The organism is Alkalibacillus aidingensis (genome assembly GCF_014595945.1).
GTDB classification, from domain to species: Bacteria; Bacillota; Bacilli; order Bacillales; family Alkalibacillaceae; genus Alkalibacillus; species Alkalibacillus aidingensis.
Genome location: NZ_JABXWU010000006.1, coordinates 86,812 through 105,832 on the forward strand (window position 1 = coordinate 86,812; position 19,021 = coordinate 105,832).

The following is a 19,021-nucleotide window of genomic DNA, read 5'->3' on the forward strand; positions in this document are numbered from 1 at the left end:
CGTACGTATTTTGTGTTTTTATTATAAATCTTTTGTTATTGAAGTACAATAATTTAAAACTGAGAAATCATAATTAGAAAAAATTATCTTTTTTAGTATGAAACAACATAGGCTTTGTCAAATACTAATAAACTTAGATAATTTATGGTAAAATTATCTTTAGAATAAATTTTGTGGTGGTGGTATACGTGAGTAGGTTTATTGAGTTTCTACAAAGAATTAATACAACTGCGGCTCAATATGCATTGGATATGGAAAGAATAATCTTCCATAACCCAAGTAGTGCTAATGTTGAAGCTAGAAAATTTGCCGAGGTCATTCTGAGTGAGATATTTAAAAAAGAAAAACTTGATTTACCGTATAAATCAAGTTTTTATGAAAAAATTTCATACTTAATTAAGGAGGATTATTTAGAAGAACCTTGGATACAGAAATCATTCGATAGTATACGTATCTCTGGTAATAAATCTGCTCATCCAAGTGAGTATAATGAATTAGCGGAGGCGTATAAACTTCATAAAGAAATGTATAATATTGCTGTTTGGTTTTATGAAGTTTATATTATTGAAGACCTAACTATACCTCCTTATGAATCGCCTCAACCTCCAAAGTATGAAAATATAGAAGAGCTAGTACAACAAAAACTACAGGAGTTAATAGGAAAAGCTGAGTTCAATAATTTCATTAATAAACAAGATGTTAAAGAAACTGAAGAAGATATGGACGGCAACGACTCATATGAAAATAATTTAAAGAGACATAATTCTTCTTTATTATCCTCGAGTAAGGGTGTCATTGCTGAAAAACCTACAATTCTTGAGAAAAATTTAGATCATGGAGACAGTTACCTTTTGAGAGAAATTCGGAGATTGAAAGATTCATCACAAGAAGCTATAGAGAATGCAAATCAGTTTAGTAACTTTAAGGATTATTTGCATGTTGACCGTAAAATCCAGTTAGACCTTGAAAGTATATTGAGTGAAAATGCTCGTAATCAGAGTAATCTAATTTTACTTTGTGGAAATGTAGGGGATGGAAAATCTCATATCTTAGCTTATCTAAAAGAAAAGAAACCAGACTTAATAGAAGAGTATACTATATTTAATGATGCTACAGAAAGTTTCTCGCCCAACAAGGATGCAATGGAGACATTAACTGAAATTTTAAGTGATTTTTCTGACCAGAGTTTAGGTAAATCAAATAAAAAAGTGATTTTAGCTATAAACATGGGGGTTTTACATAACTTTATCACAACAGATCACAAGAGGTATACTTATAATTATTTAAAAGAGTTTGTAGAGCAAAGTCAGTTATTCACGCCATCTATAACAACACATTACAGAAGTGGCAATTTTGATTTACTAAGCTTTGGAGATTATCACCCATACGAATTAACTGAAAATGGTCCGATATCTAATTTTTATTCTAGTTTATTGCAAAAAGTAACAAATCCATCAAACGATAATCCGTTCTATATGGCTTTAATGGAAGACGAAAAAAATGAAGTCCATACAATGGTTCATGAAAATTTCAAGCTTTTGCAAAATGATGTAGTGCAAGAAACTGTTGTTCAATTAGTCATTCAAGGTATCGTGAAGAAAAAGTTGGTTATTTCTGCAAGGGCTTTCCTTAACTTTATAGCGGATATTGTAATCCCTGATCAAGTTAGTAATTATAATTTAATGTCCGAGTTCAATGTCTTAGAAGATTCGTTACCTAACCTACTTTTTAACCGAGTAGATAGATCAGAAATATTACGTGCTTTGAGCGACCTTGATCCACTCCATTACCGTTCTGTTCATATAGATCAGTTAGTAATAGATCTGAATACTTTAAGTGATTGGGAAACGGTTGTTAATGGAAATATTGATGATCGCATACCAATCAATTGGTTAAAACCATTTTTAACAAAGGATAATTTAATGGGCTATTCATTCAACCTATTTTTTGAATCATTTATTAGGATCACTTATTTAACAAATAAGAAATTCGAATCAAATGTATCTGAACAAGGCTATATAGACTTCATGAAATACCTTTATTACTTTAATAAAGGAGATAAACAAAATATTAAAAAATTCTATGAAGAGTTAAAAACAGCGATCTTTACGTGGAAAGGCTCTCCTAGAAAGGATTATATATATCTAAATAAGCCATCAGAAAAATATAGAATAGCACAAAGAGTGACGTTAAGGCCTAGTATTGACCATTTAAAACCAATGGAGGGTGAAGTCTTAGAGTCATTTAAATCTATTATACATGTATCTTATCGTGACGGTGACGGTTTAAATAAAGTTCAGTTAGAGATTGATTATCCATTATATAATTTGTTGTCAAAAGTGCTTGAAGGTTATCGTCCAAATAAACAAGATGAAGAAGATGCCATAAAATTTGTCGAATTTATTGATAAACTGATGGGACTTGGTAATAAAAGGGAGGAATTATTAGTATTTTTCAAAGCTGACCAACGCTTCTATACATTGAAAAAAGATGACTTTGGAGCATTCGTATTTGAAAGGGAGTAATCACATGCCTGAATTATACAAAGATTACCTAAAAACTTTATTATCGAAGAAGGAAAAGCATAATGAAGGGCTAGCTATTGATGCTTTGCCCTTTTTATCAAAGAGAACTAGAGCAATAAGGGGGAGGTTTAACAAAGTCTTAGGTGACTATGTTAGAAATATTTGTAATCTTCAGTTGGATACTTCTACTCTAAGTGATCAAGTATTCTATAGTTCAGACCACGATCATATTTTTAGTCATCATATTGCAGAGCAAGTGGAATTTAATAATTATGATGATCAGGATGATTTTAAAAGGTTTTTGAATCAGTATTTGTTTAACAATGAAGACATCAAGCTTATTCACCCTTACTTATTCAATTATATAAAAGTAGAAGGTAAAAATAAGAATGAGTTTAGTAAGTATGCTAAATTCATGACTGATACGCTGGTTGAAGAACAAGGAAAATTGCAATCTATCTTTAGTAAAAAAGAAACCGAGGATATCATTACAGAATTAGTTCTAAGTCGGTTAGATATTTTGAAGTCAACTAAAGCTAAAAAAAGGCAGTATATGCCTCTTTTAAATCCAATAGCTAATTTATATCAAGAAGATGTTTTGTATTTGAGTAAGTATAAAGATTATTTTTTGACGGCTTTTCCTTTAATTACACATTATTATGTTTTTATGTATGCCTGTCAGTTAGTTGTGAAGTTTGAACAGTTTACAGAAGCAAATTATGAACAACTAGATCCACTTTATTTTTCTTTAGAGTGGGAATCATTGAGTAAGAGGAGAAAAGCAGCTGGGGAATTGGAAAGCTTTAAGTTTATTAAGGGTAAATTGGTGAATCTATTCCCGCACATTCATACCTTATCTCAGTTAAGTCACAACCGTGCAAACACTAACGAAGAAGAAATTGACCAACGTAAAGAGATTGATTTACTAACCTATAGTGATCTAAAAAGGTTAGTCAATGATGGGGAATTAGACGAAGGTCAATTTTTAAACGATTTAGAGGGATGGATGGAGGAGTATAAGGAAATATTTAAAGTGAATCGTAAAATTGTGGCTAATAATTTGGAAGAACATTTTAAAGGGTTATTTGACTGTTTAAAAGAGGGGACAAGTACAGATGTAAGTAAGAAATTTGGAGGCAATATAGAAGACCTTGGAGTCGACCAATTTATAAAGAGTAGAGGTAGTTTAGGTCAAGTATTTAATATTAAACATGATTTTTTACTTCTATTAACTGCGGTATCTGTTAAGGAAAATAGGATCCCTTTAAATGTGCTTTTTAGTGAATTTGAAAAAAGGGGAATTAGGTTAGATAATAATTCAAAACAAGAAGTTGTAGGCTTACTAGATAATCTCAATATTTTGGATAAAAAAAGTGATAGTGGTGATGCGCAATATGTCAAACCAATTCTATAATTACATTGTTACGGTACTATTAGATTATTTTAAAAATATTAACGTAAAATCTGGAGAACGTTATTATTTACAGTTAGATAGCGATTCAGAAGTCGAACAGTTAATTAACTCAATTTTAAACGTTACAGATACAGTACCATTTACTTATAAACATGAGCTCGGTGAAGAGTATAAAACCTTTGCTATTCAATTTAGTGACCATAAACTAGTTGTTGCACATACTTCAGAGAATGTAAAGCCTGACTTTTTGGTTACATTAAGAAATTTAGTTGGTGAACAAAAAGAAGAGAAATTTAAGAACACTTCACTCATTAGTATTGTTTCAGAGCAATTAGATTCAATTAAAGGAGGAAGTAGTGACCTTGAAAAAGAAGGAATGCCACTGCATCCTCAGGAGCTCTTTAAGAACTTAAAAGAAGAAATAGAGAGTAGTACATTAGAAAAAGTGGATAGGATTATATTACGGGAAAACCTAGATAGCTTAATGAAAGATCAGCCTTTTCAACAGACCACTTTCTTTGAATTTGAGGATATTTTTTCTACTTTAGAAAAGGGTTTTATTGATGACAGCGAGTATTATAAATTTGGTATTTTTAGAGACCCAGACCTTGGAAGTTTTCCTGGAAATGAACAGAAAAAAAGGTTGCAAATGAATAGAGAGTTGTTTGATTATGTTAAAAGGGTTCATGATTATGGGTTAGATAAAGATGAATTAGAGAATATGTTTTCACCTTTAGGTGTAAATCAATTAGAAAAAGAAGATTGGCATCAAACCTTATTTCCAAAGGTAGACAGGTTTCATGAAGAGTATAAAAGGTTAAACAAGAAACTGAAAGTTGAAGTTGAAGAACTAAAAGTAAAAGATAAGCTTAAGTACTGGGATAAGCCGTTTAATGATAATGCTGCTGGTAAGAGAAAACGACACATTGTTATATTCAATCCTGAACTACTACCTGAAATAGAAATTACTACTACATTTAACTTAAGTGGAAATATATCAAGCTTGGAGAACTCCTTTTTAAAAATAGACAAAAAATCACAAAAGTATGTTGATGTTGAAACTAAGAAAAAAAATATAGTTGGCACAATAAAACCACCTAAAAGTAAGCCAGTGTTTGTAAAATATACCTATAAGCATGATAATAAGGCGTCTCTTGGTGTAGAACTGAACATTGCTGTTCTTCCAATCTATCCAATTGATATTGATAACTATAAATCGAAATATCTTGTAGATCACAAAAAAGAAGTTATTGATATTAATTATGAAGACAGCGAATTGATTTTCGGCGATGGCATGAACCAGAGTGTAGTAGAGGTTACAGAGCAAGACCAAGAAGTAGAATACACGGAAGATGATAAGTTAACTATAGTACCTGAGCCGGAAGTCTTTAATGATAATGATGAATTGTACTTAAAGATACGTTTTAACAATATTCCTATTCCGTTTCTTTTTAGAAACGAATTACCAGATTCCACCCCAATTACCGGACAAAGAATATGGAAACTTATTCGCGAAAATGGAAGGGACTTTCAATGGATTAGGGAAAATAACCGTTTAATACTAGAAAATCAAGAATTCTACTTTCACTCAGAGTATAGATCATATTTTGAGTGGGAGCAGGAAATGGTTGAATGGGGTATTAAAGCAGGATATTTTGACTCAGACCAGCTTTCGCCTATCGATATTAAATTAAGTGAAAATCTAAGAGAGTCATATAGCCGTTTTATTACTTACTTTAAAAGTAGAAATTCAATTCCTAGTTTAAGTACAGTGACAGAGGATCTTAAGGAACGTGCAATAGAATATATTAATCAGTACCAAAAAGAAATTGAGTCGTTTGAGAATGGAGTTGCCGCAGGCAAAAAGGGACTAGATTTGTTTAAGTTGGGTACTATTCAAACTAATGGAGCAGTTTATTTTTCTCCACTCCACCCACTAATGATTGCTTATAAATTAAAATATTTTGATTTACTTGGATCTGAAGAACTTGAAAATAGCATTATTAGTCGTCTTTCACCTAATTCATTGATACCGTTTATCTATGATGATAAAGAGGTATTATATAAACCAGATCATCAAAATGCTGCAGCAGAATGGATGATATTCAAGCCGGTGAGTGAAGTCACAGTTTCTGATGCTAATCAGTATTTGGCTAAAGTTGTGAAAGATAAGATTAATCAATTTAAAATGCATTTCTCTTACTTGTTTATTGAAAAGTCGCAAGCTCCATTACAAATAAACGTTATCAATATTTCTAATGACTATGAGGTGATAAGAGGATTGCTGCAATGGATGATTGATGTTATTGATGATTATGGCCCTCAAAGCCTAAAACCAATAGAGGTTACCTTGTACAAAAGTAAGCTATTGGAGAGCTCTTTTGATTTATATGCTAGAACAGAAACAGTATCTGAGTTTGAGGATAATTTTGACATTAAACTGAAGTCAGACCAATATGAATCAGAAGATGTATTGCGTATGATTAGGGAAAAACTTTTTTTCTTTAAAAGAGATCCAAAAACTGAGTATCGATATTCTCATATTTCCTTTTATAAAATGAATGCACAAGAACATAAAGCTGTGCAACCAATGAAAGATATGAAATCCGGTATTGCAATTGATGGAATTTATTCAAGTGTTCCTTCGATGAAAGATGAGGAAACCTATAGAAGTGGTTTCGGAACGAAAACCTATAGTATTACTGATGACAATCCTCTAACAACGACTGCTTATTATGTGAATGAACTCGCAGCTAATCTTCGTAATAGTGGGAATGATAGTTATCGCAAAGGCGAGGTTATCTTTTCTAGAACATCAAATACGGATGATAAAGAATTGGAGAAAGTTTTTAAAGCTTCCTACTGGGTAACATTTTTAGATCCTACGATAGATTTAGATTATTTCAATAACTATGATGGTAATTTGGTTGTTATTCATTATAGTGATCAATATTCCTCTTCTAGTCGATATGATGCTATAACTGTTACGGATAAGTCTGATCAGTATTTTGCAGTTATTAAGGAATTTTTAAAACAAAAAGATGTAGAAGGTACAAATGAAAACGTCCATAACACGATTAAAGCTTTTAATACATTTAATGGTGAATGGTTATTACGAATTATAGGAAGTAGTGGTCACCTCGATCGAGAGAAGTTAAGTATCATATCTGCAATTAAATACTCTGTCTCTTATCTCGATCATCCTAACATATTATGGATCCCTATATCTTTAGAAGAAGTGTTAAGGGTGGCAGGAACAGTTAGCCTTAATAAGTCAGAGGGAATATTTACTGCTAAAAATTTAGGAGTAAAAGGAAGTCATAGTGATGATTTACTTCTTATTGGTATTGAAGAAGAAGAGGGACAACTGTCATTACACTTTTATCCAGTAGAGGTCAAAATCGGAATTAACAGAGGGGCAGTTTTAGATAAAGCAAAGAATCAAGTGAAACAAACAAAATCACTTTTAATGAATACCTTAACAGATGAAATGGGAGAAACTTTTAAGGGAAGATTTTACCGAAACTTCTTTACTCAATTATTAATTTCTAATTCTCAAAAGCTAGACCAAAGTGAATTTTGGAATGAAAAGGGTTATGGATTAAGCGATGATGTCATTGAAAAACTAAATAAAGATGAATATGTTGTATCAAATAAGTTGAAGGAGCATATAGGAGATGGCGCTATATTATCATTCCAAAAGGATGCGCATTATCGTAGTGCAGACCTTAATGATGATGTATTACAGATAAATTTAACAGAATATGATGGGTATAATGGGTTAGTCTATCCAATTAAAGATATGAGACATTGGATTCAAGAGCAACCTAATGACTTTATTAAAGAGGATATGATTTCATACAACTATAGACCAGAGGGTAAAAGAGAAGGTATAAACAGTGAAAATCCTAAAGATTACAGGTCTGGTCATGTGGAGGGTCAGAGTTCAGAATTAGTAGGAGAAATTAAATCTAAGGTGGAGCTAGAAGAAAAAGTTGATATTAATTTTAAAGAGAATGTCTCACTATCTAATAATGAAAACAGAATATCAAATGAATCCGAAACAAACGAAATGGACGAACAGGAAATTCACTCAACTATTGATGACAGTATAACTGGTAAGAGACTTCATTTACATGATACAAGATTATTAATAGGAAAGGCAGAAAATTCAAACAAGTATATATATTGGGAGTATGGAAATAAAGGGTTAGCTAATAGACACTTGTTAATATCAGGTAAATCAGGCCAAGGAAAAACTTACTTTATGCAGTGTTTGTTGTTAGAAAAGGCAAAAAGGGGAATTCCAAGTATCGTTATTGATTATACTGAAGGTTTCTTACCTAATCAGCTAGAACCAGAGTTTGTTGAATACCTTGGTCATAAAATAAAACAAAAGATAGTTTATAATGAGAAATTCCCTATCAACCCATTTTCTAAGAATGTTCGTGATATCGGTGGTATTGAACTTCCTGAATCTGACACTGATGTAGCTGAACGTATTAAAAGTGTATTCTCTGCTGTATATAGTTCTTTAGGAATACAACAACAAAATGCAATCTATGATGCAACTCTTAGTGGGTTAGAGTTGTATGGAGAACAGATGAACCTAGAAAGGCTAAAAGAATTATTAGAGAATGACGGATCTAATTATTCAAAAACAGCTCTATCTCAAATAAGGCCTTTACTTGATCGTAACCCTTTTAGTCATAATGATACAATTAATTGGGAGGATATTATCAGCAGTGATGGAGAAGTATTCATTATTCAATTAACGGCTTTCCCAAGAGATGTACAATTAATGATAACTGAATTTATTCTTTGGGACCTATGGAACTATTCAGTTCAATTTGGTGATAAAGAAAATCCAATGCCTGTAATTATGGATGAAGCTCAAAACCTTGATCATACAGAAAAATCTCCATCAGCAAGGATTTTGACTGAAGGCAGGAAATTTGGTTGGTCTGGATGGTATGCAACACAATTTCTAAAATCACAATTAAATGCAGATGAATTAGCAAGGCTGCAGAACTCATCGCAAAAAGTTTACTTTGCTCCTCCAGAACAAGAACTCTCTAATATTGCTTCAAGCTTATCTAAAGAACCACATGAGAAAAAACAGTGGGAACATAAGCTTTCTGACCTGAGAAAAGGTCAATGTATAGTTCATGGACCGATCTTGAAAGCAAACGGTGAACTTACTAATCCAACAATTAATGTAGTGAATATTACACCACTTTCTGACAGAATATAAAAGAACCCCACAATCGTGGGGTTCTTTTATATTACAAAATGGCTATTTTTAGATCTTCCATTGATGTTTTTTGTTGGTAAACTTCATAAATATCTCGTAAACCTTTTTCGATATAATTACTCATAATATCATGTAATGATTCATCGTCAGTTGATTGATTCAATTCTTCAAAGATTAAATGCTTAAAAAGTAAAAATTCATTATCCTTAATTATGTTATCAGGTATAACCCAGCCTTGTTTACCATCTAAGAAACTCTGCGGAACTTCTTTATTTGAGTTTTGTAAACCTTTAGCTAATGCTATTTTTATAGCCAATGGTCGTTCTACTTCAAGGTTTTCCATTATTAGGTCCAATAGCTCTTTCCCTTTTACTGATAGTTTCATTCTTCGGTTAGACATCGTATTATCACTCCGTTATGAAATCGAAATACCCATCTCGTATAATGGTATATTTCTTTTCCTCATCATAATCCAACATATATTGTTTATATGAGTGGTCCTCCATTAATTTAACATACTCACTTGTTATCTCTGTATCTGTTGACAATATAATGATTTGGTCACTTAAATTCTTATAATAGTGGTTAATCAATTGTTGACGATGATGACTATCAAGTCTCCCCAATGGAGTATCAACAACAATAGGTAATGTAAGGTCTGAAACCTTTGTTAATGCCCATATTAATGCAGATGAGATCATTTGCATCTCTCCGGCAGATCTGTCTTGAATGCTAATTTCTTGCATTTTGTCGTTGTACAATCTGATGGTATAGGAATCAATGTCGAAATCGATCTTCCCAAATTCATCCTGCTTTCTAAAAAGTTTATTAAGCATGCTTGAAAATTCTTCTTGAATAAAACGTGCTTTCATTGTGGTTACTTCTTCTATATATTCTTCCATTGTACTAATGGTTTTTTGTAGTAATTTATACTGATCATTTATTTCCTCAACATTTAATTCTTTTCCTGATAATCGAGTTAATTTGTTAGTGATTTCTGATTTCTCATTCTTTGTTTTGGTTAATTTTATATTTACAGAACGTAGTTTAAGGTTATTTTCGCCTATTAATTTTGTTAGAGAGTCAATTCTCTCATTTTCTTTTGAAATATCAACTTCAGTAGGGGCATTTCTAATTTCAACCTCAAGTTCCCTGAGGTCTCTTTCTAATTTTTCGATTTTATTAATATGGTTAGTAATAAGGGTTTTGTCTGCTGCTTTATAATTTATAAGTATATTTTGGTCCTTACTGGAAAGGTCATGGATTTCTTCGAAACCCTCAGAAGTATTAATATCAATATTATTTTCCTTCACCCATATTTCCTGGCCTAATTCTTTTATTTGATTAAGTTGACTCTCGGTCAAGGGAGGCTTTATGTTTTTATTTAATAGTTGTTTCATAAAATCCCTGTAAGGTGCTAATGACGTTTCTTCAATTAGTCTCTTTCGCTTCACTTCATTTTCAAGATTCAATTGCTGCTGGAGTTTATTGATTTTCCTTGATAAAATAATGCTTAATACATTATTCTTATAAAGCTGGTTAAGCTCATGCCTCGCTAAGTCAAGTTCGGTTTCTTTTTGTGATTGTTTTTTTACAAACTTTTCTCTGGAATTGTTATTAAGAGAAATTTTTTCATTTCTCTGCTCTTTTTCCTTCTCTAATTTATTTTTTAGTTGTTCTCCCTCTGAGTCAACCTTTTCTTTCTGTGCTTCAAGCTTTTCGATTTTTTTATCTATCTCAGAAATTTCCTCTTGATACTTTTTAATTTTTGAATTATTTGCTGAGCTGGCTAATTTATTTTCAAATGTTTTCTGAAGTGATTTCAAATCGGTGATTAGTTGAGTATAAGATTCCATACCAGTAATTTTGTGGATAGCTTCTTTCATTTCACTACTATTTTGTCGTAGTATAATTTCTTTTATCTCTTCACCATCAAAAATAAAAAATGGTGCAGCGTGATAAGGGATAATTTTATCAATAAACTTGTTGTAAACTTCAATATTGTCTATCTTAGCTTTTTTGTTCATTCTTGAACCAGGTCTTGTAACAATTAAGTCTCTTTCTTCACGTGTTAATCTTTTATACTGATCAAAGTACCATTTGGCTTTTAACTGCCACTCTTCACCAGAATCAGTTTCCAAAGCAAGGATCACGGAACTTTCTCGACCACCCTCATCAAAGAATGTATTATTAATTACATTTGAGAATAGCCTTTTGTGCTCTGTTTCTGACATACCTCTTTTTCCAAAAAGTATATAAATTATCGCCTTTAATATTGTTGTCTTACCAGCACCATTTAATCCACCTAGGAGAATAATGTTTTTTCCTTCTTCATCCCTAACTTCTTTAGGGATACTTAAATCAATTTCTTGATACCCATAAAACGTCTTGTAGTTATCAAATATTAGCTTTTTTAAGATCATAACATCACCTTAATTTGATTTTTTTGAGTGAAAATAGATAAGGTCTTGATACTCTTTAACTCTGGCACGATCGCTATGGTTTTCATAGGATAGGTTTTTGGCTGTTTTCAATAGGTCCTTACCTAATTTTAATGGTACGTCATTTTTATAACAGATATTTGCAAGTATCTCTATTTCTCTGCGTTCGATTTCCTTCATTATAATCACCTTTTTTAAAATTTATCACTATAGATATTTTACAATAAATAAAAGAATAATTATAGGATACTTATTTAAAAAATGGAATCTATATATAATATTTGTATGAAATTAGGGTTTGTTGGATTATTTCAGTTGCTCCATTTGAAAAGAAAGATGTGATAAAAAGTCAATATACCGTGGAATATATAACTAGGTCATATTATGCTACTGTCCAAGGGAGGTTAGACAAAATGGTTAAAGTAACTGAAGCGGCAATCAATCAAGTCAAAGAAGAAGTACAATTCATGATTGATCAAGGTGAACAACCGATCATCCGACTATCTATGGGTGTTGGATGAGGAGGACCACAATTACGACTGGCTCTGGAAGAGTCAGAAAAAGATAATGATGAGATCACTGAAATAGATGGAATCAAGTTTTTAGTCAGTCCTAAAGACGCTCCATATTTCACGAACGCGAAGATTGATTATACAAAGGCATTATTTGGTGGTGGTCAATTCAAAGTGCTTCGTGTTTAAACGATTTGACGAGTCTACTCTTTAAAGGGAGTGGACTCGTTTATACTCTCTTCTATAGAAAATGAATAGTTAACATAAAAAGCCTTCATCCATCTGTTTTATGGGCAAACACACTATTCAAAAAGAGATCGCAAATAACTGCGATCTCTTTGAGATAACTTAAAACCAATTAATCGGTTTAGGTTTCAAGTTATGAAATACGTGTTTTGTCTCCCGATATTCTTCTAGACCTAATTTTCCTAGTTCGCGACCAATTCCTGATTGTTTAAAGCCACCCCAGGGTGCATGTGGGAAGTACAGGTTGAAATCATTTATCCATACTGTCCCCATGCGCATTTTAGCAACGCAGCGTTCTGCCTTGGCCAAATCATTTGTCCATACTCCACCAGCAAGTCCATAAATGGAGTCGTTTGCTAGCATGATTGCCTCTTCTTCTGTTGAAAACGTTTCAACGGTAATAACTGGACCAAATCCTTCTTCTTGTACGATGTCCATATCGGTCGTACAATCTGTAAAGATAGTAGGTAAATAGAAAAATCCGTTTTGGAATTCGGGGTTGGTAGGTCGTCTCCCACCAACTACTAGTTTTGCACCTTCAGATTTACCTGATTCTACATAACTTTCGACTTTTGCTAGATGTTCAGCTGAAATTAATGGACCCATTTGTGTATTTTCATCGAAACCATTACCGATTTTAATGTTGCTAACTCGTTCAACTAATGCATCAACAAATTTGTGGTGAATAGTGTCTTCAACGATTAGTCTTGTTCCTGCTGAGCAAATTTGCCCTGCGTGGAAGAAAACAGCATTCATAGCTTGGTCAACGGCTGTATCAAAGGTTGCATCGGCAAAGACGACGTTTGGGTTTTTCCCACCAAGCTCAAGGGCTAGTTTTTTAACGTTACGACTAGCTGCTTGCATGATTTTCTTACCTGTTTCTATACCTCCAGTAAATGAAATCAAATCGACATCTTCATTATTAGAAAGCTCTGCACCAACTGTGCTACCTGCCCCTAATACGAGGTTAGCGACCCCGGCTGGAACTCCCGCTTCATCGATTAGTTCAAATATTTTAATCGTTGTTAAAGGAGTGATTTCACTTGGTTTCATGACAAGTGTATTGCCAGTAACTAAAGCGGGAGCTAATTTCCAAGATGCTTGTAATAATGGATAGTTCCAGGGTGTAATCTGTCCACAAACACCAACAGGTTCGTGAACGACTTTGCTTATCGAATTTGGGATGGGGGAGTCGATTAATTCACCACCGTCTTTATCGGCAACTTCTGCATAATAGCGAAAAACACTCGCGATGTCATCCATATCATCGCGACTTTCGATGACTGTTTTTCCTGTATCTAAAGTTTCTAGGTTAGCTAATACTTCCTTGTCTCTCTCAATGAGCTCAGCTATTCTTCTAACTAATGTGCTGCGATCAGTTACCGGCATTGATGCCCATTCTCCTCTGTCGAATGCTGTTCTTGCTGCATCGATCGCTAATATTGCATCGGACTCATCACCTTCAGCAACTGTTGCAATGACTTCTTGGTTAAACGGATTTATGATATCTCGTGATTTTCCAGAAGTGGCTTTTACCCAACTTCCATTGATGTACATTCTTTTAGTTTCCATCTGATTGAGCTCCTTCCTTATGCACCACCTAACACCCTGGTACTATGGGGTGGTTGGACCTTTTGGTTAGGGTCTATATAATGCTTTGCCTGACTAATGGCTGCTGATGCTTCACCAAATCCAGAAGCTATTAGTTTAACTTTACCTGGGTGTGTGGTAATGTCACCAGCCGCATAGATACCGGAAATATTGGTTTCCATTTTTTCATTTACAACGATTGAGTTTTTCTCTAGGTTTAATCCCCACTCTTTAATTGCCCCGAGACTAGAGAGGAAACCGTGATTTACAATTAAAGCATCTACTTTCAATCTTTCAATATTGTCACCTTTGTTTTCTTTTACTAAAACCTCTTCAATCCGATGACCATTGCCTATTAACTCATCGATGATCATAGGCGTTTTAATTTGAACACTAGATTCCTTTAGTTGATTCACGCTATGCTCATGTGCTCTAAATTGGTCTCTTCGGTGAACTAGGGTTACTTCATTTGCGATATTTTCGAGCATGAGTGCCCAGTCCACTGCAGAGTCTCCACCTCCAGTAACACATACATTTTTCCCTTTAAATGAAAGGAGGTCTGTAATGGAGTAAAATAAGTTATTTCCTTCATATTTAGAAGCCTCTCCAAGTTTAAGTCGTCTTGGTTGAAAGGCACCAGCACCACTAGTGATAATTACTGTTCTCGAGTAGTGGATATCTTTAGTCGTCGTTATTTTAAACAGGTTTTGATCTAACTTTTCGATGTTTTCGACATTTTCCTCAAGGCAGATTTCAGGGTCAAACTGCTTCGCTTGTTCTTCAAGCTGGTTAACAAGATCCTTGGCTAGTACTTTGGGGAAGCCGGCAACATCATAGATATATTTTTCAGGATATAATGCCATTAGTTGACCACCAACTTGTGGTAAGCTATCAATGACCTTAACAGACATTTCTCGCATGCCACCGTAGAAAGCGGTAAATAGACCGGTCGGACCGGCCCCAATAATCACCGAGTCAACAATTTGCTCTGAATCGTTCATATGTTATCACCTACTTGTTACTTATTTGTAAATAATGACATCATCATGTTCTGTTCTTACCTTGAAGCTAGGTAATTTTTTAGTTGGGTTAGCTAGCATTCTACCATCATCCTTTATATCAAACTCACGTCCGTGCCATGGACAACGGATGATTTCACCCTTTCGGCAGTAATGATAATCCCCTGGCGTACTCGTATGGGTAGTTGCCCCACATATCATTCCTTTATCTAAAGGAGCACCTTGGTGAGTACATTGATTTAAAAAGGCGTAAAATTCGCCATCAAGTGTTCGGCAAATGAGCACATTTTGCTTACCAAAGTAGGACGATTTCATGTCTCCAGGTTTTAGATCTGTGGTTTTACAAACGACTTGTTCTCTCATATATCTTCCCTCCTATTCATTTGGTAGTTTAGGGTAAAAGGCTTTGGCGTTCTCTGAGTAGATTTTATTCTTCAGTTCAGGGTCTAAATTTGGTAAAGCGCGTGTAGGTGAATCATAATCCCAATGTGGATAGTCGGTCGAGAAGCAAAGTATTTCATCTGTACCCATTTGATCTATAAGAGACATGAATTCTTTTTTTGTCAACTCTTCAGCTGGTTGAGTTGTCACTCTAATTTGATTCTTGAAAATGTCACTTGGTTTTCTTTTTAGCCAGGGAACTTCATGTCGTAAATCTCTGTATTGTTGATCCATCTTCCACATCAAGTGTGGAATCCATGTGTATCCCCCTTCAATCATCATGAGTCCAAGGTTAGGGAACTTATCGAAAACGCCATTAAAAATTAAATTGGTAACTTGTTTCATATGTGCCGTCGATATTAATGTGTGCCACTCAATAAAGTACCTTGGCCATTTTCCGTAATAAACAGGTGGTTCATTATGATGCATACCAATCATTAAATGGTGTTTTTCTGCAGCTTCGAAAATTGGGTGATAGTACGGGTCTCCCCACATAATGTCATCAATAGGAAGAAGAATTTGAACCATTTTGGGATGAGAGCCAACCCTTTCAATTTCCTTAATAGCTCCATCACGATCTTGCGCGGCAATATGAACAGATCCGTACAATCGCTCATCTTTTTCTAACCAATTTTCAATTTGCCAATCGTTGTAGGCTGTAGCCAGTGCAGTTGCCATCTCATGCCAGCCATGCATTGATGATGGCGATGGGTCTAATGCACTTGTTAAAATACCGAATTCATGTCCAATATCATCTAGTAATTGTTCTTGCATAAATGCTAGGTCTGAACCAGCTGGGCTCCCGTCTGGTACGACGGCATCAGCCCGGTCAACCCCAGCAACAGATGGTTGTGTATAGGGCATGTGTTTTTCTTGCATCCAGTGGCAGTTTTGAATGTAATGTTTAAACGGCTCATCAAGATACTCGAGGATCTCTTGGTATTGAACTCGTTCATGGATATCTGTGTCAACAAGTGGAATTTTACTGTTTGACAAAGTGTATTCCCCCATTCATGAATATTTTGAATATTGGAATTGTACCAGTATCATTTTGAATGACAAAACTGTCTGAGAAGCGATGACGGCCATTTAGATGCTTCAGTGAAGCTCAGTGAAGCTCAGTAATCGTCAGTGATAGATTTTTAAAAAATTGATTTTTAGGGAGTAAAACCTTTCTATACATAGTCAAAAGCTAAAAATTCCATTATAATTTAATTAATTATGTTCAGTTTTGGTGGGGGATTGGAGATGTCTAACAGATTTCATTGTTGTGCGACTTGTAAGCATTTTCGAATTGAAAAACAAGAGGGGACTGGGCGCAGGATCTATTGTGAAAGGTTAGGGTATGACACGAAACCGACTTACCAGTTCAATTGTTGGGATCCAAAAGAACGTGTGAAAATTGCGATGAGAACAAAAGGTTTATACTAAAAAGTGATCGCCCAAAGGCGATCACTTTTTTTATAATTCTTCCGCGTCGTCTGCTCTTTTTTTATGATGTTGGTGTTGTCTGTTGCGTTCATCAGCAGCTTGACTTCTTGCGATTGCTTCTAGGTCAGCGCTATCAGCCAAGTCTTCTGCGAATTCAACGTCTATACCATCTGACAGTTGGTTATCTGGCGTTTGAGCCAGTGGATTTCTGCTCTTACGTTTGTGTTCATCTCTTCCCATGTTGTCACCTCATTTGTGAGTATTCGATGTTAGTATGTGATGTGATTTAGTTAATTATGTTGTGGTTTGGATGACAATTTTAACCGAATGACAGTTAATTTCGAATAGTATGAATATATTTTGGTTTTCGTTATAATTGTTATTAAGTAAGAAGTAAAGGGAGAGTGTGTCCAATGCTTAATACTTCATTTAACCAAATTGTCAATTCGGATAAGATTGGTTGGTATGAGAAGGTTGATTTAAATGAAATTCAAGGGTTAGCTGACAGAGAGAATAGTCAAGTGATTAAAAATGATTCTGAAAAAGTGCTGTTTTTAGGGATTGATATTCAAAATGACTTTATGGATAATGGCGCACTCGGAGTTCCTGGTGCCCATGAAGATATTATGAATATTAACCATTTTATTTATCAAAACTTTGATCGTATTACCCATATAGCTGTTTCTTTGGATACACACTATCTAAAGCAAATATTTCACCCATCGTGGTGGGTGGATCAAAATGGAAAGCATCCTGAACCATTAACGGTGATCTCATTAGAAGATGTAGAAAATGGTAAGTGGCAGGCGATTCAGAATCAGTCGGAAAGCTTACAATATGTTAAAGGGTTAGAACAGAAGGGGCAAAAGCAATTATGCATATGGCCTTACCACTGTATTGAGGGTACTCCAGGGGCAGCTTTAGAGAGCCAATTCTCTCGGATGATCCATTTCCATTCCTTTGTAAAAGGAGTACCGATCAAGAAAATTGTCAAGGGTAAGGATTTATTAAGTGAGAAGTATGGAATTGTAAAACCTGAGTTCAGCCCAGATGATCAGACAGATTATGAACTACTGCAATACATTAGTGGGTTCGATAAAGTTGTAATCGGTGGTGAAGCAGAATCTCACTGTGTCATTGAATCCGTTAAACAAATTGCTGAGCACTTTTCTAATCAGCGTTATTTTACGGAGAATATTTATGTGTTAACGGATTGTATGAGCTGTATTCCAGGATATGAACATGAATCGAATCAGGAATGGCTCCATTTAATTGAACAATACGGCATACAGTTGTTTGATTCGACGAAGTTAAAATTATAATTGTCAATTTCCCGGGAAATGATGCGAAATTGTTGGTGAAAGGAGAATGGTTGTTGAAAACAATAGGAATTATTGGGGGAATGAGTTGGGAATCGACAACAACATATTACAAATTGATCAATCAAGAAGTGAATCAGCAATTAGGAGGGCTGCATTCTGCTAGATGTATCATTTATAGTGTCGATTTCGATGAGATTGAAAAGTATCAATCAAGTGGGGATTGGGAAAAAGCTGGGGCTATTCTTAGTGATGCTGCACAATCACTAGAACGTGCAGGTGCTAGTTTTCTGGTTATGGCAACTAATACGATGCATAAAGTAATCGAGACTATGGAAAAAGCAGTGTCGATTCCGATCTTACATATCGCAGACGCAACAGCAAAAGAGATTAGGAAAGTAGGAATTAATCACGTGGCATTATTAGGTACAAAGTATACGATGGAGCAAGACTTTTATAAAGGAAGGTTATTTGATCAGGGGCTACAAGTTACTGTGCCTAATTTGGATGAACGTAATCGAATTAATGACATAATTTTTAAAGAGTTGGTTCAAGGCGAAATTAAGGAAAGTTCGAAAGCATTTTATTTAAAAGTGATTAATCATCTAAGATCTGAAGGTGTAGGAGCTGTTATTTTAGGGTGTACGGAAATTGGATTATTAATTAGTCAACAGGACTTGGAGATACCAGTCTTTGATACGACAGACATTCATGCTAAAGCAGCTGTGAATGAAGCTCTTATGTCATCTTAATCTTTCCTTACCTCATAATTAGTCTTATGTCGTTATGGAAAGCTATTATATTGTTTTCGATCAATGTCTGTTGTTCG

The 19,021-nt window shown here is 34.3% G+C and carries 14 protein-coding genes; 6 read left to right on the forward strand and 8 right to left on the reverse strand.

The features are described from left to right. Window positions 1-188 precede the first annotated feature (188 nt). The 3 genes from dptF to dptH are packed head-to-tail and all read left to right on the forward strand — an operon-like array spanning window position 189 to window position 9,193. Window positions 189-2,525 carry a DNA phosphorothioation-dependent restriction protein DptF gene (gene dptF / locus HWQ49_RS10335; protein WP_317450926.1) on the forward strand — a complete coding sequence of 779 codons (2,337 nt, stop codon included), beginning with the start codon at window positions 189-191 and terminating at the stop codon, window positions 2,523-2,525. Between the two features lie 4 nt (window positions 2,526-2,529). Further along, entirely contained in the window at window positions 2,530-3,939 is a 1,410-nt protein-coding gene (gene dptG, locus HWQ49_RS10340; protein WP_188207539.1) for a DNA phosphorothioation-dependent restriction protein DptG, read from the forward strand. Continuing rightward, window positions 3,920-9,193: a DNA phosphorothioation-dependent restriction protein DptH gene (gene dptH, locus HWQ49_RS10345; protein ID WP_188207540.1), complete on the forward strand. Its 5,274-nt coding sequence runs from the start codon at window positions 3,920-3,922 to the stop codon at window positions 9,191-9,193. The genes dptG and dptH overlap by 20 nt, the downstream gene beginning before the upstream one ends. A 31-nt stretch (window positions 9,194-9,224) precedes the next feature. Here the strand turns inward: dptH and HWQ49_RS10350 are convergent, their stop codons facing one another. From HWQ49_RS10350 to HWQ49_RS10380, 7 genes are all read right to left on the reverse strand, one after another. After that, window positions 9,225-9,593, reverse strand: a complete 369-nt coding sequence (locus HWQ49_RS10350; protein ID WP_188207541.1) for a hypothetical protein — start codon at window positions 9,591-9,593, stop codon at window positions 9,225-9,227. A gap of 7 nt (window positions 9,594-9,600) precedes the next feature. Further along, the gene (gene dndD, locus HWQ49_RS10355; RefSeq protein ID WP_188207542.1) at window positions 9,601-11,616 is read right to left on the reverse strand and encodes a DNA sulfur modification protein DndD; all 2,016 of its coding nucleotides are present in this window, start codon (window positions 11,614-11,616) and stop codon (window positions 9,601-9,603) included. 9 nt (window positions 11,617-11,625) lie between these two features. Beyond that, window positions 11,626-11,814 (reverse strand): DNA modification system-associated small protein, encoded by a 189-nt coding sequence (locus HWQ49_RS10360; protein ID WP_188207543.1) that lies wholly within the window; start codon window positions 11,812-11,814, stop codon window positions 11,626-11,628. A 680-nt stretch (window positions 11,815-12,494) separates the two neighbouring features. Further along, complete coding sequence (gene betB, locus HWQ49_RS10365; protein WP_188207544.1) at window positions 12,495-13,964, reverse strand: betaine-aldehyde dehydrogenase; 1,470 nt, start codon at window positions 13,962-13,964, stop codon at window positions 12,495-12,497. Between the two features lie 17 nt (window positions 13,965-13,981). Next, window positions 13,982-14,983: an NAD(P)/FAD-dependent oxidoreductase gene (locus tag HWQ49_RS10370; protein ID WP_188207545.1), complete on the reverse strand. Its 1,002-nt coding sequence runs from the start codon at window positions 14,981-14,983 to the stop codon at window positions 13,982-13,984. Window positions 14,984-15,004: 21 nt separating this feature from the next. Next, window positions 15,005-15,364 (reverse strand): Rieske (2Fe-2S) protein, encoded by a 360-nt coding sequence (locus HWQ49_RS10375; RefSeq protein WP_188207546.1) that lies wholly within the window; start codon window positions 15,362-15,364, stop codon window positions 15,005-15,007. Between the two features lie 12 nt (window positions 15,365-15,376). Further along, window positions 15,377-16,438 (reverse strand): amidohydrolase family protein, encoded by a 1,062-nt coding sequence (locus HWQ49_RS10380; protein WP_188207547.1) that lies wholly within the window; start codon window positions 16,436-16,438, stop codon window positions 15,377-15,379. Window positions 16,439-16,690: 252 nt separating this feature from the next. On the opposite strand from HWQ49_RS10380, the gene HWQ49_RS10385 reads away from it, so the two are divergent. Next, complete coding sequence (locus HWQ49_RS10385) at window positions 16,691-16,873, forward strand: hypothetical protein (RefSeq protein WP_188207548.1); 183 nt, start codon at window positions 16,691-16,693, stop codon at window positions 16,871-16,873. A 30-nt stretch (window positions 16,874-16,903) separates the two neighbouring features. On the opposite strand, the gene HWQ49_RS10390 is transcribed toward HWQ49_RS10385, so the two are convergent. Further along, window positions 16,904-17,113 (reverse strand): YfhD family protein, encoded by a 210-nt coding sequence (locus HWQ49_RS10390; protein ID WP_188207549.1) that lies wholly within the window; start codon window positions 17,111-17,113, stop codon window positions 16,904-16,906. A gap of 173 nt (window positions 17,114-17,286) precedes the next feature. Between HWQ49_RS10390 and HWQ49_RS10395 the strand changes: the two genes are divergently transcribed. Beyond that, the gene (locus HWQ49_RS10395; RefSeq protein WP_188207550.1) at window positions 17,287-18,195 is read left to right on the forward strand and encodes a cysteine hydrolase family protein; all 909 of its coding nucleotides are present in this window, start codon (window positions 17,287-17,289) and stop codon (window positions 18,193-18,195) included. 53 nt (window positions 18,196-18,248) lie between these two features. Beyond that, window positions 18,249-18,944: an aspartate/glutamate racemase family protein gene (locus HWQ49_RS10400; protein WP_188207551.1), complete on the forward strand. Its 696-nt coding sequence runs from the start codon at window positions 18,249-18,251 to the stop codon at window positions 18,942-18,944. Window positions 18,945-19,021: the final 77 nt, after the last annotated feature.